19 protein-coding genes are annotated in these 19,409 nt (G+C 65.6%); 9 read left to right on the top strand and 10 right to left on the bottom strand.

Annotation, left to right across the window (positions count from 1 at the left end):
* Window positions 1–5: 5 nt before the first annotated feature.
* The 3 genes from U1702_RS09865 to U1702_RS09855 are packed head-to-tail and all read right to left on the bottom strand — an operon-like array spanning window position 6 to window position 2,452.
* Window positions 6–1,088, bottom strand: a complete 1,083-nt coding sequence (locus U1702_RS09865; RefSeq protein ID WP_332723904.1) for a JmjC domain-containing protein — start codon at window positions 1,086–1,088, stop codon at window positions 6–8.
* A 9-nt stretch (window positions 1,089–1,097) separates the two neighbouring features.
* Complete coding sequence (locus U1702_RS09860; protein ID WP_332723902.1) at window positions 1,098–1,400, bottom strand: hypothetical protein; 303 nt, start codon at window positions 1,398–1,400, stop codon at window positions 1,098–1,100.
* A gap of 20 nt (window positions 1,401–1,420) precedes the next feature.
* Complete coding sequence (locus U1702_RS09855; RefSeq protein ID WP_443026817.1) at window positions 1,421–2,452, bottom strand: glycerophosphodiester phosphodiesterase; 1,032 nt, start codon at window positions 2,450–2,452, stop codon at window positions 1,421–1,423.
* Between the two features lie 97 nt (window positions 2,453–2,549).
* Between U1702_RS09855 and U1702_RS09850 the strand changes: the two genes are divergently transcribed.
* Genes U1702_RS09850 through U1702_RS09840 form a run of 3 tightly spaced genes read left to right on the top strand, consistent with a single transcriptional unit; the run spans window position 2,550 to window position 4,892 of the window.
* On the top strand, window positions 2,550–3,473 hold the full coding sequence (locus U1702_RS09850) for an XdhC family protein (RefSeq protein WP_332723900.1): 924 nt from the start codon (window positions 2,550–2,552) through the stop codon (window positions 3,471–3,473).
* Window positions 3,470–4,042: a nucleotidyltransferase family protein gene (locus tag U1702_RS09845; RefSeq protein ID WP_332723898.1), complete on the top strand. Its 573-nt coding sequence runs from the start codon at window positions 3,470–3,472 to the stop codon at window positions 4,040–4,042. The genes U1702_RS09850 and U1702_RS09845 overlap by 4 nt, the downstream gene beginning before the upstream one ends.
* The gene (locus U1702_RS09840; protein ID WP_332723896.1) at window positions 4,035–4,892 is read left to right on the top strand and encodes an EamA family transporter; all 858 of its coding nucleotides are present in this window, start codon (window positions 4,035–4,037) and stop codon (window positions 4,890–4,892) included. The genes U1702_RS09845 and U1702_RS09840 overlap by 8 nt, the downstream gene beginning before the upstream one ends.
* Window positions 4,893–5,022: 130 nt before the next feature.
* Here U1702_RS09840 and U1702_RS09835 read toward each other — a convergent pair whose 3' ends face one another.
* From U1702_RS09835 to U1702_RS09820, 4 genes are read right to left on the bottom strand one after another with little or no spacing between them, the layout of a single operon-like run.
* Window positions 5,023–6,231 (bottom strand): ABC transporter permease, encoded by a 1,209-nt coding sequence (locus U1702_RS09835; RefSeq protein ID WP_332723895.1) that lies wholly within the window; start codon window positions 6,229–6,231, stop codon window positions 5,023–5,025.
* A complete protein-coding gene (locus U1702_RS09830; RefSeq protein ID WP_332723893.1) occupies window positions 6,231–6,941 on the bottom strand; it encodes an ABC transporter ATP-binding protein in 711 nt (236 codons plus the stop codon). The genes U1702_RS09835 and U1702_RS09830 overlap by 1 nt, the downstream gene beginning before the upstream one ends.
* On the bottom strand, window positions 6,934–8,346 hold the full coding sequence (locus tag U1702_RS09825) for an efflux RND transporter periplasmic adaptor subunit (protein WP_332723891.1): 1,413 nt from the start codon (window positions 8,344–8,346) through the stop codon (window positions 6,934–6,936). The genes U1702_RS09830 and U1702_RS09825 overlap by 8 nt, the downstream gene beginning before the upstream one ends.
* Window positions 8,346–9,830: an efflux transporter outer membrane subunit gene (locus tag U1702_RS09820; RefSeq protein WP_332724676.1), complete on the bottom strand. Its 1,485-nt coding sequence runs from the start codon at window positions 9,828–9,830 to the stop codon at window positions 8,346–8,348. The genes U1702_RS09825 and U1702_RS09820 overlap by 1 nt, the downstream gene beginning before the upstream one ends.
* A 181-nt stretch (window positions 9,831–10,011) precedes the next feature.
* Between U1702_RS09820 and acs the strand changes: the two genes are divergently transcribed.
* The gene (acs, locus tag U1702_RS09815) at window positions 10,012–11,949 is read left to right on the top strand and encodes an acetate--CoA ligase (protein WP_332723889.1); all 1,938 of its coding nucleotides are present in this window, start codon (window positions 10,012–10,014) and stop codon (window positions 11,947–11,949) included.
* On the top strand, window positions 11,949–12,452 hold the full coding sequence (locus U1702_RS09810; RefSeq protein WP_332723887.1) for an O-acetyl-ADP-ribose deacetylase: 504 nt from the start codon (window positions 11,949–11,951) through the stop codon (window positions 12,450–12,452). The genes acs and U1702_RS09810 overlap by 1 nt, the downstream gene beginning before the upstream one ends.
* Here U1702_RS09810 and U1702_RS09805 read toward each other — a convergent pair.
* Complete coding sequence (locus U1702_RS09805; RefSeq protein WP_332723885.1) at window positions 12,444–13,136, bottom strand: NnrU family protein; 693 nt, start codon at window positions 13,134–13,136, stop codon at window positions 12,444–12,446. The two genes, U1702_RS09810 and U1702_RS09805, sit on opposite strands and share 9 nt — an antisense overlap.
* Before the next feature lie 21 nt (window positions 13,137–13,157).
* Window positions 13,158–14,738 (bottom strand): peptide MFS transporter, encoded by a 1,581-nt coding sequence (locus tag U1702_RS09800; protein ID WP_332723883.1) that lies wholly within the window; start codon window positions 14,736–14,738, stop codon window positions 13,158–13,160.
* Between the two features lie 185 nt (window positions 14,739–14,923).
* Here U1702_RS09800 and U1702_RS09795 point away from each other — a divergent pair, with 185 nt between their 5' ends.
* The 4 genes from U1702_RS09795 to U1702_RS09780 all read left to right on the top strand — a co-directional run bounded on the left by U1702_RS09795 (window position 14,924) and on the right by U1702_RS09780 (window position 17,675).
* Window positions 14,924–15,523 (top strand): nitroreductase family protein, encoded by a 600-nt coding sequence (locus U1702_RS09795; RefSeq protein WP_332723881.1) that lies wholly within the window; start codon window positions 14,924–14,926, stop codon window positions 15,521–15,523.
* A 52-nt stretch (window positions 15,524–15,575) separates the two neighbouring features.
* The gene (locus tag U1702_RS09790; RefSeq protein WP_332723879.1) at window positions 15,576–15,932 is read left to right on the top strand and encodes a GntR family transcriptional regulator; all 357 of its coding nucleotides are present in this window, start codon (window positions 15,576–15,578) and stop codon (window positions 15,930–15,932) included.
* A 97-nt stretch (window positions 15,933–16,029) separates the two neighbouring features.
* Window positions 16,030–16,950 (top strand): hypothetical protein, encoded by a 921-nt coding sequence (locus U1702_RS09785; RefSeq protein ID WP_332723877.1) that lies wholly within the window; start codon window positions 16,030–16,032, stop codon window positions 16,948–16,950.
* Entirely contained in the window at window positions 16,947–17,675 is a 729-nt protein-coding gene (locus U1702_RS09780; protein WP_332723875.1) for an ATP-binding cassette domain-containing protein, read from the top strand. Before U1702_RS09785 ends, U1702_RS09780 begins: the two co-directional genes overlap by 4 nt.
* A gap of 5 nt (window positions 17,676–17,680) precedes the next feature.
* Here the strand turns inward: U1702_RS09780 and U1702_RS09775 are convergent, their stop codons facing one another.
* The gene (locus U1702_RS09775; protein WP_332723873.1) at window positions 17,681–19,387 is read right to left on the bottom strand and encodes an acyl-CoA dehydrogenase family protein; all 1,707 of its coding nucleotides are present in this window, start codon (window positions 19,385–19,387) and stop codon (window positions 17,681–17,683) included.
* Between the last annotated feature and the right edge of the window lie 22 nt (window positions 19,388–19,409).

Raw genomic sequence — 19,409 nt, 5'->3', positions numbered from 1 at the left:
CGACGTCAGTCGATCCGGGCGATGCCCTCTTTCAGCAATTGTTTCAGGCCAGTCTTGTCATGCAGGCCCGCGACCGCACAGGGCAGTTGCGCGAGCGTGGCGACGGCCTGCTCGCCCAGCGTAAATACGCTGCCCGATGCTTCCCATTTGCCATCCGCGCGCTGGGCGGGGCGGACGATCAGGCTGGCGGTGGCACCGGGCGTGTCGAGATCGACAGGGCGCAATGCGATTGACGCGGGCTTTGCCGCATTGGCGCTCCAGCGAGCGAGCCAGTCGTCGATATCGGCATCGCGGATCGCGGCGGTCAGGGTTTCCTTGAAGGCGCGCTGACGGTTCGCCCTTGCCGCTTCGCCCTCGAACGCGGGGAAGGGGATGGCGAGGTCGCGGTTCTGCGCGAACAGGTCTTCGAGCAGGTCGAGGCCGCTGGGATGGTGCAGCAGGATGCCCATATGCATCGACCAGCCGTCCGACGTGCATTGGTGATGCTGGCCCGAGGGGACGAACATCAAATCGCCGCGGCGCAGATCGACAGTGTGGACGACATCGTTGGGCAATGCCGCGCCGGGCAGCGGGCGCATCCCACTGCCGGTGACGGGGTGCCCGAGGAAGCGCCAGCTCTTCGCGCCGTCGAGCTGGATCAGGATCAGATCCTGTCGGTCGTAATGCACCGGCAGCGCGACCATTTCGCTGAACGATGCGATAATGCCGATGGTGCAGCGCGCGCCGGTTGTCGCCTCGACATCGGCGGCCAGGCCGTGGAGGTGCGGCACGCGGCGCTGGGCGTTGTTGACGATGACGCTGGCACCCTGCCGCAACAGCTTTTGCAGCACCAGCGGGCGGGTGCGCCCCTTGGCATCGATCGCGCCGAGTTTGGCCAGATCGACCGGCGTCCCTTTCAGCGTGATGCGCAGATCGTCGTCGGCGGACAGGCCGGTCGCGAGCAGGCGTTCCAGATCGGCGAGCGTAAACAGGCGAGCGAGGGCGATACCTGGCGACGGGGCGTGGAACACCGTGCGTGATTCGAGATGCTCACGGATCGTGGCGAGCGGTACGGTGCCGAGCGCGTCGGCGAGTGTCACCCCGCTCATCGCTGAACCTCAGTCGTTGGGTTCGCCTGCACGATAACCGTCATAGGGCGCGCAATCTTCGCGGTTCTTGCGACAGGCTTCCTCGCGCTTCTTGCGCTCGCGGCCTTCCCTGGCCTCTTCCTTGCGCGCTTTGCGGCCATAGTTGCGGTCGGCCTCGTCCTGGCTGGTGGTCGCCCAGTCGGCGGCCTGTCCGGCGGCCTTGACCGGCATCGTGACGATGTCGAACGCGGTCTTGGCGACGCAGCCGCCCGACAGCAAGGGCAGCATCGCTGCGGCTAGAACAATCCCCTTGCGCCCCAACTTTTTGAGCATAGCGCATCCCTCCGGGCGGGTCAGCGGGAGCGCTGATCACGTGCCTGAACCCCCAGATAAGGGTAATCGGTGAAGAAACCATCCACGCCCGCCGCGATGTGCCGCGAAATCTCTTCGGTCAAGCGTCCATGGCCTGCCGGATTGATGCCCGTGCGCAGACCGGACGGCAGAAAGAAGTTTTCCGCGCGGAAGGTCCACGGGTGGACTTTCAGACCCGCCGCATGTGCATCCGCAACCAGCGGCGTAACGGTTCCGCCATTCTTCACCACCATGTCCTTTTGCGGGCCGATGCCGGTGGCATAGACGGCAATGGCTTTCAGCGCGTCGGGCGTGACCATCGCGGCGTAGCTGGCATGTGCGCCATCGGCGGGGGCACCTTCGGAGGCGAGCAGCTGGATCAGTGGAACCTTGGTCAGTTGCTTCAGTGCCTTGAGATTGTTCACCTCGAACGACTGGATAAACACCGGCGCATCGGCGCGGTCCCAGCCCGCCGCCTTCAGCTCGGCGACCAGCACTGCCTCAAGCGGCAGGCCGATCGAAGCGAAATAGGTCGGGTGCTTGGTTTCGGGATAAATGCCGATGGTGCGCCCGGTCTTTGCAGTGGCGGATTTGGCGAGCGCGATGATTTCGCGGAGCGTGGGAATCTCGAACTGCCCGTCATAGGCCTTGTTGCCCGAACGCAGCAGCGGAAGCCGCTCCTTCGCGCGCAGCGTCTTCAACTCGGCCAGCGTGAAATCCTCGGTGAACCAGCCGCTATATTTCGTGCCGTCGATCGTCTTGGTGGTCTTGCGGTCCTTGAAATCCGGGCGGCTGGCGACATCGGTGGTGTCGGCGATGGCGTTTTCGTGGCGGGCGACCAGCTGGCCGTCCTTCGTCATCACCAGATCGGGTTCGATGAAATCCGCCCCCTGATCGATGGCGAGCTGATAAGCGGGCAGCGTGTGTTCGGGCCGTTCGCCGCTGGCCCCGCGATGCGCGATGACGATAGGTGCCTCTGGGGGCTTGGCGGTCGTCATCTTTACGTCCTTAGCGAGCGCGGGCGTCGCGATCATAAACAGGGCAACGACTGCTCGCCACATCTGCGCCATCACCCTATCTCCTGCGAAAAGACGATCGGCTAGTCGATTCGGATGACAGTTTGAGGCGAATTTGGCGGATAATGACAGTGTAATCGCGGCGGCACGCGACTGGGCCGGGCAACCGATGGCGCTGGCGACGGTGATCTCGACCTGGGGGTCGGCACCGCGTCCGCGCGGATCGCATCTGCTGGTGCATGGCGACGGGCGGTTCGAGGGGTCGGTGTCGGGCGGCTGCGTCGAGGCGGATATCATGGCCGTCGCGGCGGAAGTGATCGCGGGCGCGGGGTTCCAGCGGCGGCGCTATGGCGTGGCCGATGCGGCGGCGTGGGAAGTCGGGCTGCCGTGCGGTGGCGAGATCGAGGTGATGGTGCAGCCGGTGACGGCCGGCGGCTTCGATCCGGCGCTGTTCGACGCGGTTGCGGCTGCGCGAAGCGACGGTCGAACGATCGAGGTCCTTACCAACCTGGCGAACGGGCAAAGCGGGACTGCGGTGGAAGGCGAAGGGTTCGTCAACCGCTACGAACCGCCGCGCCGCTTGCTGATCGTCGGGGCGGTGCAGATTTCACAGGTGCTTGCCGGGCTGGCGCGCGAACTGGGCATATCGTGCGTCGTGATCGATCCGCGCGCGCGGTTCCTTACCGAGGAGCGGTTTCCCGGCGTGATGCTGGACGATCGCTGGCCCGACGAGGCGGTGACGGCGCTCAGGCCCGATGGTGCGACGGCGGTGGTGACGTTGAGCCACGACCCGAAGATCGACGACCCCGCGCTGATCGCGGCGTTACGGGCGGGTGCTGGTTATGTCGCGGCACTGGGTTCGCGCAAAAGCCATGCGTCGCGGCGCGAACGGCTGGCGGCGGCGGGGCTGAGCGCGGCGCAGATCGACCGGGTCGAGGGTCCGGCGGGGATCGACATCAACGCGATCGGACCAGCGGAAATCGCGCTGTCGATCGCGGCGGGAATGGTGAGGGCTCTGCATGTCGGAGAAAGCGCATGATCGCGGCTGAGGATGTGACATTGGTGCTGCTGGCGGCGGGCCGTTCGCAGCGCTTTGGTGAGGCCGACAAGCTAACTCAACTCTATCTCGGTCGCCCGCTGGGGCTGCATGTCGTCGTGGCACTGGAGGCGGTGCCATTCCGCGAGCGTATTGCTGTGGTGTCGGAGACTTCGCTCGATCTGGCGAGTTGCGGCTATCGCATCGTCACCAACGACGATCCGGCGGCGGGGATGGGGCGGTCGTTGCGATTGGGCGTGCAGGCGGCGCTGGACGAGGGTTCAAAGTCGGTGCTGATCGCGCTGGCCGATATGCCGAAGGTGACGGCGACGCATATCTATCGGTTGCTCGACCGGGCCGAGGGGCCGGATGCGATCGTGGCATCCAGCGACGGCACCAACCCACGTCCGCCCGCCCTGTTCGGCTGTGCGCATCTGAACGCGTTGCTGGCGGCGGATGGCGATATGGGCGCCCGCGAAATGGTGAAGCGTGGGCATCATGTCGTGACCTCACCCGCCGAACTGGTGGATGTGGATACGCCGGAGGATCTGGCAAAGCTGCTTCATGGATGATCGCGCGCTGGCGATTGCGCTGGGGCTGTTCTCGGCGCTGACGCTGGCGCTGGCGAATACCGCAGTGAAGCGCGGGCAGGACATATTGGTCGGGCGCGCGGTGCTGTCGTCCAGCGCGGCGCTGATGGTCGCACCCGCCGCCCTGTTCGTGCCCTTCCCAGATACCGCGACATGGCACGCGCTGGCATGGGCGATCCCGGCACATTTCCTGTACCAGATCTGCCTGATCCGCGCGATGCAGCGCGGCGATTTGAGCCTGGTATTCCCGATCATGCGCGGAGCCGCGCCGCTGCTGACGGCGGCGTTTGCGGTCGTCGTGCTCCGCGAGCATCTGCCGCTGATCGCCTGGGCCGGGCTGATCGTGGCGACCGGCGCGGTGATCGTCTTTGCGCTGCCAGCGCGCGGCGTGCGGCTGGGCGATCATCCGGACAAGGCGGCGATGGGCTGGGCGCTGGCCACGGCGGTCGGGGTGGCGTTGTATAACATGACCGACGCACGCGGCGTGCGGGTCGCGCCCGATCCGTTCAGCTATATCGTGTGGCTGTTCATGCTCGACGCGGTGTGCGTGACGACGACGGCACTGGTGCTGCGGCGGCGCGAATTGCGTCGTGCGATCGGCGAAACATGGCGAACTGGTGCCGCCGCGGGCGCGCTGTCGATCGCGTCGTTCGGATCGGCGCTCTACGCCTATTCCCTGATCGAAGTAGCGAAGGTGTCGGCGCTGCGTGAGACGGCGGTGGTGTGGGCGGCACTGATTGGATCGCGCTGGCTGGGCGAGGGGTTTGGCCGACGGCGCATCGCCGCGGCGGTCGTGTTGGCGGGTGGGTTGGTGCTGTTGCAGTTCTCGTAAGTTAATCCTCCCCCGCCAGGGGGAGGTGGCGCGAAGCGACGGAGGGGGAGGAAGCCCAACGGTCGTTCTGGTATCCGCCCCCTCCGTCAGCCTGCGGCTGCCACCTCTCCCTTGCGGGGAGGATTGAAACCTACTCATGCCGCAGCGCGTCGATCGGGTTCAGGCTCGCCGCGCGCCGTGCCGGGAAGAAGCCGAACACCACGCCGATCACCGCCGAGATCGCAAAAGCGATGACGTTGATCTGGACGTCGAACACGAACGGCACCTGCATCAGCGGCACGAGGATGGCGATGGCGATTTGCGCCAGCACCAGCCCGATGACGCCGCCCAGCATCGACAGCACGATCGCCTCGACCAGAAACTGCATCAGCACTTCGCTGGCGATCGCGCCGATGGCCAGACGGATGCCGATTTCACGCGTGCGTTCGGTCACCGACACCAGCATGATGTTCATGATGCCGATGCCGCCGACCAGCAGGCTGATGCCCGCCACCGCCGCGACGATCTGGGTCAGCAGTGTCGTCGTGCCGGTCAGCGTGGCGCTGATCTGAGCGGTGTCGAAGATGTTGAAATTATCCTCCGCGCCAGCCTCTACCCCACGTCGTTCGCGCAACAGGTCGGTCAGCGACGACTGGACCTGCGCCGAATCATAGGATGGATCGACGCCGACCAGCATCACGCGGATGTCGCGATTGCCGGTGAAGCGGCGCTGCACCGTCTTGATCGGCATGATGACGGTATCGTCCTGATCGCCGCCGAACCCAGCCTGACCGCGCGTGGCCAGCGTGCCGATGACGTCGCAGGAAATGTTGTTGATCCGCATCCGCTGGCCCACCGCACGACCGCCGCGGAACAGGTTCTGCTTCACGGTATTGCCGATGATGCACACCGATTTGCCCGCCGCCTCTTCCTCCGGCGCAAAGGTCCGGCCGGCGGTCAGCTGCCACGGCTGGACCTTGAAGAAGTCGCTGGTGGTGCCGTTGATCGTGGTCGACCAGTTGGCACCGTTGAAAATCGCGGTCGCCGTGGACTGGGCTTGCGGTGCGACGGCGGTGACGCCGGCGACCTGTTCCTTGACCGCCTGAACGTCCTGTTCCTCGAAATCGGGTGGACGCGGGCCACCGCCGCCGCGGCCGAAGCCTTGCCCCGGGCGAACCTGAAGGATGCCGGTGCCAAGGCTGGAGATCTGTTCCTGCACCGCCGCCGTTGTCGCCTTGCCCAGCGTGACCATCGCCACCACCGCAGCGACGCCGATGATGATGCCAAGCGTGGTGAGGAACGAGCGGAGCTTGTGCCGCAGGATCGAACGGATCGCCAGCGTAAAGGTCGTGCCGAGCATCAGGCGTTTGCCTTCTGTAGCATGCCGGTCTCGATCCGTTCGACCAGCCCGTCCTTGAAATGGACAATGGTATTGGCGAACGCCGCCATGTCGGGTTCGTGCGTGACCATGAGGACGGTGATGCCGCTTTCCTGATTGAGTCGGGTGAGCAGCTTCATGATCTCGACCGAGCGTTCGCTGTCGAGGTTGCCGGTGGGTTCGTCCGCGAGCAGCACATCGGGGTTGGTGACGATCGCACGCGCGATGGCGACGCGCTGTTGCTGGCCGCCGGACAGTTCGGCCGGGGTGTGATCCCACCAGTCGGCAAGGCCGACCTTGTCGAGTGCGGCCATGCCCATATCGTGCCGGGTCTTCTTGTCCTCGCCGCGATAGAGCAGCGGGAGTTCGACATTCTCCAGCGCGCTGGTGCGGCTGAGCAGGTTGAACCCCTGAAACACGAAGCCCAGATATTTGCGACGCAGCAGCGCGCGCTGATCGCGGTCGAGCGTTTCGATATGCACGCCCTTGAACGTGAACTCACCCGCGCTCGGCACGTCGAGACAGCCAAGGATGTTCATCGTCGTCGATTTGCCCGAGCCCGACGGGCCCATCACCGCGACGAAATCGCCGCCGGTGATGTCGAGGTCGATGCCCTTCAGCGCCTGAAACGCAGTGGCACCTTCGCCATAGGTTTTGGTGACGCCGCGCAGCGCGATGATGGGATCAGCCACCGGTGGCCCCGCCGCCGCTCTTGCGCTGACCGCCGCCGCCGCCGGATTTACGCTGGCCCGAGTCCGACGCTTCGCCCGCGAACTGGCCGGTGATGACCTCCATGCCGGGCTTCAGATCGCCCGCGAGCACTTCGGTCAGCTGACCGTTGGTGTCGCCGGTGGTGACCTGAATCGCCTTGGGCTGGCCGTCCGCACCCTTCACATAGACGGTCTGGCGTGCACCGCGACCGATGGTGGCGGACTTCTCCGCCCCGCCGCGCTGTCCGCGTCGACCGCCACGCGGGACCAGCGCACCGGCCATGCCGCCGCCGGCCTTGGTCTCACTCCCCGCCACGGCAGGGGTGAAGCGCAACGCCGCGTTGGGGACGAGCAGGACGTTGTTCTTCTCCAGCGTCACGATCTCCGCCGTCGCGGTCATGCCGGGGCGCAGTTTCTGTTCGGGATTGGCGACGCTCAGCGTTGCGGCATAGGACACGACCTGACCCGTGGTGGCGGTGGTCGAGGCCGTGCTGGTCGCCTGTGCCGACAGGTTCGATCCGACATCGACGCGCTGGATCGTCGCGGGGAAGGTCTGGCCGGGAAAGGCGTCGACGGTAAAGCTGGCCTTTTGCCCATCCTTCACCTGTCCGACATCGGCCTCGTCGATTGCCACTTCCAGCTCCATCGCGCTCAAATCCTCGGCGATCACGAATAGGGTCGGGGTATTGAAAGACGAGGCGACGGTCTGCCCCGGCTCGACCTGACGCGCGAGCACGACGCCGTTCACGGGCGAGCGGATGATCGCCTTGTTCCGCTGGGTGATCGTCGAATTGAGCGATGCCTGTTGCGAGACGACCTGCGCCTGCGCGGCGCGCAACGTGGCAGCGGCGCGGGCGACGGCGGCGCGGGCATTGTCGAGTTCGGTCTTGGCGGGAACACGACCGCCCGACAGGCGGCTGACTTCCTCAAACCGGGCAAGCTGGCTGCGCGCCTCGGTCACCGTCGCCTGATTTTGCGCGACCGTTGCCTGTGCGGCAGACACCGACGCACGGCCCTGCGTGATCTGGTTGTCGAGCACCGTCGGATCGATCAGCGCCAGCGACTGACCCGCCGTGACACGGTCGTTCACATCGACCAGCACGCGGGTGACGAGGCCCGAGAGTTCGGAGCCGACCTGCACCTGATTGGTCGGGGCGAGCTTGCCGGTGGCGGAGACGGTGACGGTCAGCGATCCGGTTTCCGCCTTCTGCACCGCATAGCCGGTCTCCTCAGCTCCACCGAACAGCTTTGTCAGGCCGAAGATGACGGCAATCAGCACGAGCGCGAGCGCGACCCATTTGGCGTAACGCTGCCATGGCGGCGTCACCTTGCCGCCGAGGAACTCGTCGATCTTCGCGGGGGCAGCAGGGGGATTTGCGTCAGCCATCAATCTTGTCCGGTCGAAAGGGGAGCAGGGGCGGGAACGGTGTCGGGGGTCGGCACGGTGCCGGCATCCCAGCCACCGCCGAGTGCGAGATAGAGCTGGATCAGTGCCGATGCCTGATCCGATCGCGCCTGAAGCAGGCCGTTGCGCGCGGAAATCAGCGACGCTTCGCTCTGCGTCAGCGTCAGGAAATCGGCGAGCCCGGCGCGATAGGAACTGCGCGACAGGATCGCGCTGTTGTTCGCGGCATCCAGCGCGATGACGAATTGCCGCTCGCGTTCCTGTGCGGTCCGCAGCGCGACAACGGCGTTTTCAACATCCTCCAGCGCGGTCAGCACGGTCTGTTTATAGGCGAGGAATGCACCGTCCGCCCCGGCCTGAGCCGAGCGGATCTGCGATTTGGTGCGGCCCGCGTCGAAGATCGTCTGCGCGATGCTGGCGAAGATGCGGCCGGTTATGACATCGAAGATGCTGGTGAGATTGCCCGCACCGCCGTCGATGCTGCCCCCCAGCGACAATTGCGGGTAAAGCTGCGCCTCCGCCACGCCGATCTGCGCGACGGCGGCGGCGAGGTTGCGTTCGGCGCTGCGCACATCGGGGCGCTGGCGCAATGTGTTGGCGGGGATGCCGACGGTCAGGCTGGCGGGACCGCGCGGGATGGGCTGCACCGCCTCCATCTCGCCCTTCAATGCGCCGGGGGCTTGCCCGGTCAGCACACCGAGGCGGGAAACCGCGCTGTTATAGCTGGCCTCGATCGACGGCACCGATGCGGCGGTCTGCGCACGGGTGGCACGCGCCTGTTCCTGATCGAGCGAGGAGACAAGCCCGGCCTGAACGCGGAAGCCGGCGATTTCGAGATTGTCGTCCTGAATCGCCAGGCTGTCGCGCGCATTGGCCAGCTGCGTCTGCGCGGCGCGGGCGAGGATATAGTTGCGTGCGATTTCTGCCTGAGTCGAAATCAGGACGGTGGCGTAGTCGTAACCGCTGGCGTCGAGCTGGGCACGGCTGGCCTGCACACCGCGCCGCACGCCGCCGAACAGGTCGGCCTGATAATTGACGTCGGCGCCCAGCGAGAAGCTGGAGCTGCCGCCCTGCGAGATGCTGGTCACGGTGCCATCCGGCAGCGTGACCTGCGTGCTGTTCCCCCGGATCGGTTCGCTGCGCGACGCGCTGCCGCCCGCGCTGATGCTGGGAAGCAGGGACGCGCGCGACTGGACTAAAGCTTCACGCGCTTGCCGCAAGCGGATCACCGCCTGTCCGACATCGAGGTTTTGGGTCGCGGCCTGTTCGACCAGACGGGTGAGCATCGGATCGTTGAAGGCTGTCCACCACACGCGGATATCTTCCTGCGCCTCTTGCCGCGCTGCGACCGAATAGGCCGGGGGCACACCGAGCTCGGATGCAGCCTTGGGCCGATAGTCGGGCCCCACAGTGCACCCCGCGAGCGGCATGGCAATCAGTGCCATCAAGATCGTCGGACGGTTCATCATGGCTCCGAAATGGTTCGCGAAGGGCGCTGCGTCCACCAGAATATTGTCGCAAATTGTAAGCGCTGCGTGTGGAATGCCTGCGAAACGATAAGGTTGCACGGCGGGTTTACGGTCACGAACCAGCGCTTGCTTGCGCCGCGCGATTGCCCCGGTAAAGGTCGCGGCGAGAGGAGAGCCGATGGCCGACGAGATCTATCCGGTTCCGACCGAATGGGCGCGAAATGCGCGTTACGATTCAGCGGGATATGAGAAGCTTTACGGCCGGTCGATCGCCGATCCGGGCAGCTTCTGGCTGGAACAGGCCAAGCGGCTGGACTGGATCAAGCGCCCCGAAATGGCGGGCGACTGGTCGTTCGACGAGGCGGATTTCCACATCAGCTGGTTCGCCGACGGCAAGCTGAACGTCGCGGCGAATTGCATCGACCGGCATCTGTCGAAGCGCGGCGACCAAGTGGCGATCATCTGGGAACCGGACGATCCCGCCGAAGAGCCGAAGCGGTTCACCTACGCCGAATTGCACCGTGAGGTTTGCCGGTTCGCCAATGTCCTGAAGGCACAAGGCGTCCGCAAGGGCGACCGCGTCACCATCTATTTGCCGATGATTCCCGAAGCGGCGTTCGCGGTGCTGGCATGCGCGCGGATCGGCGCGATCCATTCGGTGGTGTTCGGCGGCTTCTCGCCCGAGGCACTGGCTGGACGCATCACCGATTGCGACAGCGCGGTGGTGGTGACCGCCGACGAAGGACGCCGTGGTGGCAAGCGCGTGCCGCTAAAGGCCAATGTCGATGCGGCGGCGGCGCGGGCACCGGCGTTGCAGACCGTCATCGTGGTCAAGGCGACCGGCGGTGACGTGACGATGACCGAGGGCCGCGACGTCTGGTATCATGACGCTGCGGCGGACGTCGCCGACACCTGTCCCGCCGAGCCGATGGGCGCGGAGGACCCGCTGTTCGTGCTCTACACCAGCGGATCGACTGGCCAGCCCAAAGGGGTGCTGCACACCAGCGGTGGTTATCTGCTCTGGGCCAGCCTGACGCACGAACTCTGCTTCGACTATCGCCCCGGCAACGTGTGGTGGTGCGCCGCCGATATCGGCTGGGTCACCGGGCACAGCTATATCCTGTATGGCCCGCTGGCGAACGGCGCGACGACATTGATGTATGAAGGGCTGCCCAACTGGCCCGACGCCAGCCGCATCTGGCAAGTGGTCGACCGGCACAAGGTCCACACGATCTTCACCGCCCCCACGGCGTTGCGCGCGCTAATGAAGGACGGCGACGATTTCGTCACCAAGACCGATCGCTCCTCGCTCAAGCTGCTGGGTACGGTCGGCGAGCCGATCAACCCGGAGGCGTGGCGCTGGTATCACGAGGTCGTCGGCGAAAGCCGCTGCCCGATCATCGACACCTGGTGGCAGACCGAAACTGGCGGTGCGATGATCGCACCGATGCCTGGCGCGACCGACCTCAAGCCGGGGTCCGCGACCAAGCCAATGCCGGGCGTCGATCCGCAACTGGTGGATGCGGAGGGGCAGGTGCTGCACGGCGCGACCGACGGCAATCTGGTCATCGCGAAGAGCTGGCCGGGGCAGATGCGCACCGTGTGGGGCGATCATGCGCGGTTCTTCCAGACCTATTTCACCACCTATCCCGGCAAATACTTCACCGGTGACGGCTGTCGCCGCGACCAGGACGGCTATTACTGGATCACCGGGCGGGTGGACGACGTCATCAACGTCTCCGGCCACCGCATGGGCACCGCCGAAGTGGAAAGCGCACTTGTGCTGCATCCCAAGGTCGCCGAAGCCGCTGTCGTCGGCATGCCGCACGACGTAAAGGGGCAGGGCATTTACGCCTATGTGACCCTAAACGCCGGCTGTGTCGCGGACGATGCTTTGCGCGCCGAGCTCGTCAAATGGGTCCGCACCGAAATCGGCCCGATCGCAACGCCCGACGCGGTGCAGTTCGCCCCGGGCCTGCCCAAGACGCGCTCGGGCAAGATCATGCGGCGCATCCTCCGCAAAATCGCCGAAGGCGACGTGTCGTCCTTGGGGGATACCTCAACGCTGGCCGATCCCGCGGTGGTGGACGATCTGGTGGCGAACCGGGTAGGGTAATGCTTCAAGTCGTCGAAGGGGACATCACCCGGTTGAAGGTAGATGCGATCGTTAATGCGGCGAATTCGTCGCTGCTTGGTGGGGGCGGTGTCGATGGCGCGATTCATCGAGCAGCCGGACCGGAGCTATTGGACGAATGCCGCAAGCTGCGTTCGCTGGGCGGATGCAAGACCGGCGACGCGAAGTTGACAGGCGGATATCGGCTGCCTGCGCGCTTTATCATCCACACAGTCGGGCCGGTGTGGCAGGGCGGGGACAAGGGCGAGTCTGCGTTGCTGGCAAGCTGCTACCGTCGCTGCTTCGAGATCGCGCGGGCGAATAGCGTCCGGAGCATCGCATTTCCTGCGATCAGCTGCGGGGTCTATGGTTATCCGGTCGGTGAGGCCGCGGCGATTGCCGTTCGCGAATGTAGGACGGCGTTGGATAGCGGCATGGACCTTGAGATTTCGCTCGTCGCGTTTGGTGCCGATATCAGCCGCGCCTATCGCGAATCTTTAGCCTAACCACCGCCACACGCCCGCGTCCCATCCGGTCAGCGGGATATGCGCCCAACTGGCCGCCAGCCACAGGATCGTGCCGCCCACCGTCGCGAAGGTGCCGGGCCACGCCGCCGCGCCCTGCGCATCGCCGCGCGCGACGGCGGCGAGCGGCCAATAGCTCGTCACGCGCTGCCAACGCGGCCAGAAATCGGGCTGGAGCTTGCGCTTCTTGGCGTCCTGCAACGCTGCGCCGCCCAGCGCGAGGAGGCCGATCGTCGCGGCCAGCACGATCTGTGCGGGCTGGGGGAAGACCGCCACATGCGCCACGGCCCATAATGCGAAGCCCCACATCATCGGGTGACGGGTGATTGCGAACACGCCGCGTGGGGCAGGAACTGTCTTTGGCGCGCCAGTCGGATCGGGCATGGCGGGATTGCCGCGCAACGATCCGATCAGCAGGATCGAGGCAATCAGGGTGATGGCCGTGGCCAGCGCCCGCAGGCCGTCGCCGACAATCCACAGCTGTGCGGCATCGGGCACCGCGCGATACGCCCACACCATCCAGCCCAGCGTGGCAAAGGCAACCAGCGAATAGACGCCAAGAAAAAGCCGCTCGCCAATCCGGTCGGCAAGCGGCTTTCTGAACGGATGCGAGAGCAGGAAATGGGTGCCGACAAAGGCGACGCACGCCGCGATCAACTCACCCATTTCCCGTCCTCCGTTTTCAGATCAGCGGGTTTCCCCGGTCGTATTGACGCCCGCCGCCTGCGGCTCGGCGAGCTGGGCTTCACCCGCCAGCTCATTGTCCTTCAGCGTGTCGAGATGCATCAGCTTCTTGATCAGCGGCGAAATGACCAGCACCGCCACACCAAAGCCGATCGCCACCAGACCGACGGTCCAGTACACGTCCAGCACGACCGCCTTGTTCGCGCCATCGCCCGATGCCGCTTCCGAACCCGTCGCCGCCGCGATCAGGCCCGCGGCGAAATTGCCGGTGGCCGATGCGAAGAACCACGTGCCCATGATAAGGCTGGCCATATGTGCGGGGGCAAGCCGGTTCATCGCGCTGAGGCCGACCGGCGACAGGCACAGCTCACCGGTGGTGTGCAGCAGATAGATCAGGAAAATGAACAGCACCGGGGTGAGGTTTTCCATCCCCGCCGCCTGCGATCCCCAGACGAGGACGAGGAAGCCCAGACCCAGCTGCAACATCGCCAGCCCGAATTTGGCCGGGGTCGATGGCTCGAGGCCCGCGCGACCCAGCTTGGTCCACAGCAACGCGAACAGCGGGGCGAGCAGCACGATATAGATCGCGTTGATCGACTGGAACATCGATGCCGGGACGCCCGAACGATCAACATAGCGATCGGTGAACAGGTTGAGCGACGAACCCGCCTGCTCGAACAATGCCCAGAACATGATCGAACCCAGGATCAGGAACATCGCCGCAAAGATGCGGTCGCGATCATGCTTTTCCAACTTGGTTACAGCGGTCAGCAGCACGTAACCGACCAGAATCGCGCCGGCGACCATCAGCAGATAGCCGATCACCGCCTGATACTGGATCAACTGCCAGATGCCGATGACGGCGGCGATGCCGACCAGATACAGCAGCCACTCGAACTTGATGCCCATCACCGACGTCTTGAGCCGTGCCGCGTCGGGCGCTTCGCCCTGACCCATCAGCAACGGCTTGCCGATGACGAACACGATCAGGCCGAGCAACATGCCCACGCCCGCCGCGCCGAAACCGTAATTCCAGCCATAGGTCTGACCCAGATAACCGCACAGCAACGAGCCAAGCGCAGCGCCCAAGTTAATGCCCATGTAAAAGATCGTGTACGCGCCATCGCGCCGCACATCGGTGCGCGGATACAGCTGGCCGACGATCACCGAAATGTTGGCCTTCAGGAAGCCCGATCCGACAATGATGAACGACAAGGCCAGCCAGAAGAGGCTGAGCGACGCCGGGTCCTGTCCGCCGCTTCCCTCAAACCCCATCAGGAAATGGCCGAACGTCAGCAGAACCGCGCCATAGGTCACCGCCTTGCGCTGGCCCAGATAGCGATCCGCCAGATAACCGCCCAGCACCGGCGTGATGTAAACCAGCGCGGTATAGGCACCATAGATGACGCCCGATTTCTCGTCCGAGAACAGCCAATGCTGCGTCAGGTAGAAAATGAGCAGCGCGCGCATGCCGTAATAGGAGAAGCGCTCCCACATTTCGGCGAAGAACAGGATGAACAGGCCAACGGGGTGGCCCAGAAATGTTCGCTCGCCGCCCGGTGCGGCTGCTGGTGAAAGTGCCATTGGCACGAAGCTCCCTGACTGATTTCATTGGCTCTATGGCCGGATGGCGGGGAGACTAGCGTCGAAAACGCCCATGTGAAGCATGATTGTTACAAGCGAAACCGTGATCGGTTCGACTGGACCATTGCGAACGGTTCGCAATTGGACCTTTGCGTGGCGGCGGGGCCGCGCTATCGGCGCTGGCCATGACCTTCAACGATCGCTCAACCCCGCTCTCGCTGCTTGCCACCCGTCGCTCGGGCAAGGCACGCGACATGATCGCGCCCGGCCCTGACGCTGCCGAACTCGCGCGCATATTGGAGATTGCGGCGCGCACGCCCGATCACGGCAAGCTGGCCCCGTGGCGGTTCGTGGTGGTGCCGGACGGCGCCCGCGACGCACTGGCGGCGGAACTGGTCGCGGCGTATCGCGCCGACCGGCCCGGGGCCGGTCGGCTGGAGATCGAGGCGATGGACGGCTTTGCGCGTCAGGCCCCTTGTCTGGTGGTCGTGCTGTTCTCGCCAAAGACCGCCAGCTCGATCCCCTTGTGGGAACAGGAATTGTCGGTCGGCGCGGCGACGATGAACCTGGAGCATGCCGTTCACGCCAGCGGCTATGCGGCGTGCTGGCTGACCGGCTGGGCGGCATTCAGCGACCGCGTGCGCGACCTGTTCGGCGCTGCGCCGGAGCGGATCGCGGGATTCATCTTCATCGGCACACCCGCTAAGCCATTGGAAGAACGCCCCCGGCCCGACATGAACGCCGTCGTCTCGATCTGGCGCGAACCGGAGTCGGTTGGTATCTGACGAAACCATCAAAATGGTGGAACTTGCCGCGCCCTTGCTGTATTAAGGCACCATGACAGCGCTGGAACATGAAGACTCGCCCGTTTACCTGAAGCTGCGCGCGATTATTGCGACCGCGATCCTGCGCGGGGAGTATCGCGCCGGGGACCAATTGCCATCGGTGCGCGCGCTTGCCGCCGAACATGGCGCGAACCCGTTGACGGTGGCGAAGGCGTATCAGAGTTTCCAGGACGACGGCTATGTCGAGGTGCGGCGCGGGGTCGGCATGTTCGTGCTGTCCGGCGCGGTCGAACGGCTGAAGCTGGCCGAGCGCGACCGCTTCCTGAACGGCTATTGGCCGAAGGTGCGGGAGCATATTGCGCTGCTGGGGCTGAACGCGAGCGAGCTGCTGGACCGCGAGATCGCGTGAACCGCGCGGGAGCAGTGCGCTGCCGCTGATCCGACACGACCGACTCGTCCTGCGCCGTGCGATCGCGGAAGCGTTTCCCGAATGGCGCGACTGGCTGATGCTGGCGGCAATCTGTGCGCTGGCGATCGGATTGATGCACGCGCGCGGGCCGCAGGCGCTGCTTGACGATGAAAGAATTTCCGGGGCGGTCGGGGCGCTCGCCGGATGGTTGACGGGACGCACCGCGATCCGCCGACTGGACTGGCATCGTGCGGACGGCGTGCTGGCTGCGGACGCTCTAACGCCTGTGTCGGCACGCCGGTTTCTGGCCCTGGGCGCGACGTTGGGTCTGGCGGTTGTGGCCGTGGCGGGATTGGCCATCCGGCCCGGTGTGCTGCCTTTCCTTCTTACCGGTTTCGGGGGCGGAACCGCACTCGGCATCGTGACGCCTTTCATCGCGTCGCCCGCTTGGTCTCTCCGGTGCGGCGGCGGCGGTGGGACAACGCCGCTGAAAGCAATTGTCGCAACTCAGCTTCCGTTCGGCTGGTCTGCGGCCAGCGGCGGCATTTTGCTGGTCATCCTCGCGGCGATGGGGGTGAGCGGCTGGGTTGGGGAACGCTGGGCACCGTTCGCGTTGGCCGCCGGAGCCTTGTTACCGTTGCTGATGCTGGGGCGCGTCGACCATAAAGTGGTCCGCTTCCTCGCTGCCACCGGCTACGGCGCGGGACACAGTGCGCTGCTGCATCTAGCGGCGGGTGCGGCCTATCTGGTGCCGGTCGCCCTCCTCGCCGGGCTGTTCGATCCACGCGCGGCAGCGATCGTAGCGCTGATCGGTCTGGGGTTCGGATGCTATGTCGCGCTGCGGGTCTGGGCGTATCGCGTGCACTCCCGGCGAAGCGCCGACACGATCCTCACTTTCTCGATTTTCGGTGCCGGGTTGGTGGGGATGCTGATGCCGCCATTGGTAGCGCTGGTGATCGGGTATCTCGGCGTGACCTTCTACCGTCGGGCGCGATCCGTGACCTGGATGCTGCCATGAATCCGGCACTGGCAGTCGAGGCGCTGCGGGTCATGCGCGGTCAGACACTGGCCGTGTGCGAGGTGACGCTGGCGGTCCCCGCGCAAACCTGGTTCGGGCTGATCGGCGCGAACGGATCGGGCAAAACCAGTGTGCTGCGCGCCGTCGCGGGTCGGCTGGCCGCGCAGGGCGGGCAAATCCGGATCGGCGGCGTCGATATGTCGGCGGATCGCGCCGCCCGCGCCCGCGCGATCGGGTTTGCGCCCGACCCGGCGATGCTACCGGACGCGCTGACCGCGCGCGAAATTCTCTCGATTGCCGGTGGTGCGCTCGAACCCGCTTTGGCAACGCTCGGCTCGCTGGCCGCCGCGCTGGAGATCGAGCGGCTGATCGAAACCCGTATCGGAGCCTGTTCGGCCGGGATGCGGCAACGGATCGCAATCGCTTGTGCCTTTGCCCGCCCAACGGACATTGTCATTCTGGATGAACCGTTCAACTGGCTCGATCCGCTGGCGGCCTATGATCTGCGGCGCGCATTGCGGGCTCGCGTCGATGACGGGCTGACGCTGGTCACCGCGCTGCACGACCTGACCACGCTCGCCGGATCGTGCGACAGCGGGGCGCTGCTCGCCGAAGGATGCGTTGCGTTCGAGATCGATGCAGACGCGATTCTAGCCGCGCGATCCGATCCGCTGGCGTTTGAACGAACCACCATCGAGCATCTTCGCACCAAGCGCGAAGGCTGATCGCTTCAGGCTGCAAACGTCTCCGCATCCACGGCGTAAAGCACTTCCGCCTTCGCCATCGCCGCCGCCTTGAGCCCCACCGCCTCCGGCACGATCTGCTCGACATGGAATCGCGCCGCCGCCGCCTTCATCGCCAGAAACGCGGGATCGCCCTCACAGCCAGCCGCAATTCGCCCCTGTTTCTCCATCAGCCAGCCGCACACCGCGACCGACAGCATCGTCAGAAACGGATAGCTGCCCGCTAACCGGTCATCGACTTCGGCACCCAGCATATGCTGTCCGACCGCCTCGCACGCGTCGATCAGCGCGACCAGGCCCGCGTCCGCCGCATCGGCCCGCATATCGGCGATCAGCGCGGCCAACGCCGCCCCGCCATCGCCGGTCAGCTTGCGACCGACCAGATCGGCGGCCTGGATGCCGTTGGTGCCTTCGTAAATCGGCGTGATCCGCGCATCGCGGAAATGCTGGGCCGCGCCGGTCTCCTCGATATAGCCCATGCCGCCATGCACCTGCACGCCCAGCGATGCGACCTCGTTGCCGATGTCGGTGCCATGCGCCTTGGCCAGCGGGGTCAGCAGTTCCAGCCGTGCCCGCGCCGCCGCATCGCCCACGTTCGCCCGATCGACCATCGACGCCGCCAGATACACCAGAGCCCGCGCCGCCATCGTCTGCGCCTTCATGCGCAGCAACATGCGGCGGACATCGGGATGCTCGATGATCGCCACCGGCTCGCGACCCTTGCCGGCCCGCGCTGACTGAATACGGTCGCGGGCAAAGGCGACGGCACGCTGAGTCGCACGCTCGGCGACCTGCACCCCCTGAAGCCCGACGTTCAGCCGCGCATTGTTCATCATCGTGAACATGGCGCGGATGCCGCCCAGCTCCTCACCGATCAGCTCGCCGATGCAATCGCCGTTATCGCCGAACGACAATACGCAGGTGGGCGATGCGTGCAGGCCCATCTTGTGCTCGATCGACACCACGCGGACATCGTTGAACGCACCCGGTTTGCCGCTGGCATCGAGCCGATATTTGGGGACGAGGAACAGCGAGATGCCCTTGGTTCCCGGCGGCGCATCGGGCGTGCGGGCGAGGACGAGGTGGACGATATTGTCCGCCATGTCGTGATCGCCGAAGCTGATGAAGATTTTCGTGCCCGTAATGCTGAACGTGCCGTCGCCGCGCGGCTCGGCCCGCGATTTCAGCGCGCCGACATCGCTGCCTGCTTGCGGTTCGGTCAGGTTCATCGTGCCGGTCCACTCGCCGGTGGACAGCTTTGGCAGCCACAGTGCCTGTTGCTCCGGCGTGCCATGATGCATCAGCGACTCGATCGCGCCGACATTCAGCGTCGGGCAGAGCGCAAACCCGGTGTTCGCGGTGCCCAGCATCTCCAGCACCGCGGTCGCCAGCGTGAACGGCAACCCCTGTCCGCCAAACGCTTCCGGCGACCCGATCGTGCCCCAGCCACCCTCGACATAGGCTTTGTACGCGGCGGCATAGCCCTCCGGCATCACCACGCCGTCCGCCGTCCACTTCGCACCCACCGTATCGCCGATACGGTCGAGCGGCGCCCATTCGCCCGCCGCAAACGCACCGACCCCCTCCAGCACAGCATCGACCAGATCGGGCGTCGCGGCTTCGGACAGCTCGGAAATCCCGGCGATATGCTCTAGGACAAAGCGCTGTTCGGCGATGGCGGGGGTAAAGCTCATGACGTCCTCTCTTGCCGCGATT

This window comes from Sphingomonas sp. LT1P40 (assembly GCF_036663835.1).
Lineage (GTDB): Bacteria > Pseudomonadota > Alphaproteobacteria > Sphingomonadales > Sphingomonadaceae > Sphingomonas.
Note: the sequence above shows the minus strand (reverse complement) of the source record. Positions and strands in the feature narration are given on the sequence as shown.

Bases quoted from the DNA above. Each gene is read 5' to 3' on its own strand.
- U1702_RS09865 (WP_332723904.1), bottom strand. From the start codon at position 1,088: ATGAGCGGGGTGACACTCGCCGACGCGCTCGGCACCGTACCGCTCGCC.
- U1702_RS09860 (WP_332723902.1), bottom strand. From the start codon at position 1,400: ATGCTCAAAAAGTTGGGGCGCAAGGGGATTGTTCTAGCCGCAGCGATG.
- U1702_RS09855 (WP_443026817.1), bottom strand. From the start codon at position 2,452: ATGATCGCGACGCCCGCGCTCGCTAAGGACGTAAAGATGACGACCGCC.
- U1702_RS09845 (WP_332723898.1), top strand. From the start codon at position 3,470: ATGATCGCGGCTGAGGATGTGACATTGGTGCTGCTGGCGGCGGGCCGT.
- U1702_RS09840 (WP_332723896.1), top strand. From the start codon at position 4,035: ATGGATGATCGCGCGCTGGCGATTGCGCTGGGGCTGTTCTCGGCGCTG.
- U1702_RS09835 (WP_332723895.1), bottom strand. From the start codon at position 6,231: ATGCTCGGCACGACCTTTACGCTGGCGATCCGTTCGATCCTGCGGCAC.
- U1702_RS09825 (WP_332723891.1), bottom strand. From the start codon at position 8,346: ATGGCTGACGCAAATCCCCCTGCTGCCCCCGCGAAGATCGACGAGTTC.
- U1702_RS09820 (WP_332724676.1), bottom strand. From the start codon at position 9,830: ATGAACCGTCCGACGATCTTGATGGCACTGATTGCCATGCCGCTCGCG.
- acs (WP_332723889.1), top strand. From the start codon at position 10,012: ATGGCCGACGAGATCTATCCGGTTCCGACCGAATGGGCGCGAAATGCG.
- U1702_RS09810 (WP_332723887.1), top strand. From the start codon at position 11,949: ATGCTTCAAGTCGTCGAAGGGGACATCACCCGGTTGAAGGTAGATGCG.
- U1702_RS09805 (WP_332723885.1), bottom strand. From the start codon at position 13,136: ATGGGTGAGTTGATCGCGGCGTGCGTCGCCTTTGTCGGCACCCATTTC.
- U1702_RS09800 (WP_332723883.1), bottom strand. From the start codon at position 14,738: ATGGCACTTTCACCAGCAGCCGCACCGGGCGGCGAGCGAACATTTCTG.
- U1702_RS09795 (WP_332723881.1), top strand. From the start codon at position 14,924: ATGACCTTCAACGATCGCTCAACCCCGCTCTCGCTGCTTGCCACCCGT.
- U1702_RS09790 (WP_332723879.1), top strand. From the start codon at position 15,576: ATGACAGCGCTGGAACATGAAGACTCGCCCGTTTACCTGAAGCTGCGC.
- U1702_RS09785 (WP_332723877.1), top strand. From the start codon at position 16,030: ATGCTGGCGGCAATCTGTGCGCTGGCGATCGGATTGATGCACGCGCGC.
- U1702_RS09780 (WP_332723875.1), top strand. From the start codon at position 16,947: ATGAATCCGGCACTGGCAGTCGAGGCGCTGCGGGTCATGCGCGGTCAG.
- U1702_RS09775 (WP_332723873.1), bottom strand. From the start codon at position 19,387: ATGAGCTTTACCCCCGCCATCGCCGAACAGCGCTTTGTCCTAGAGCAT.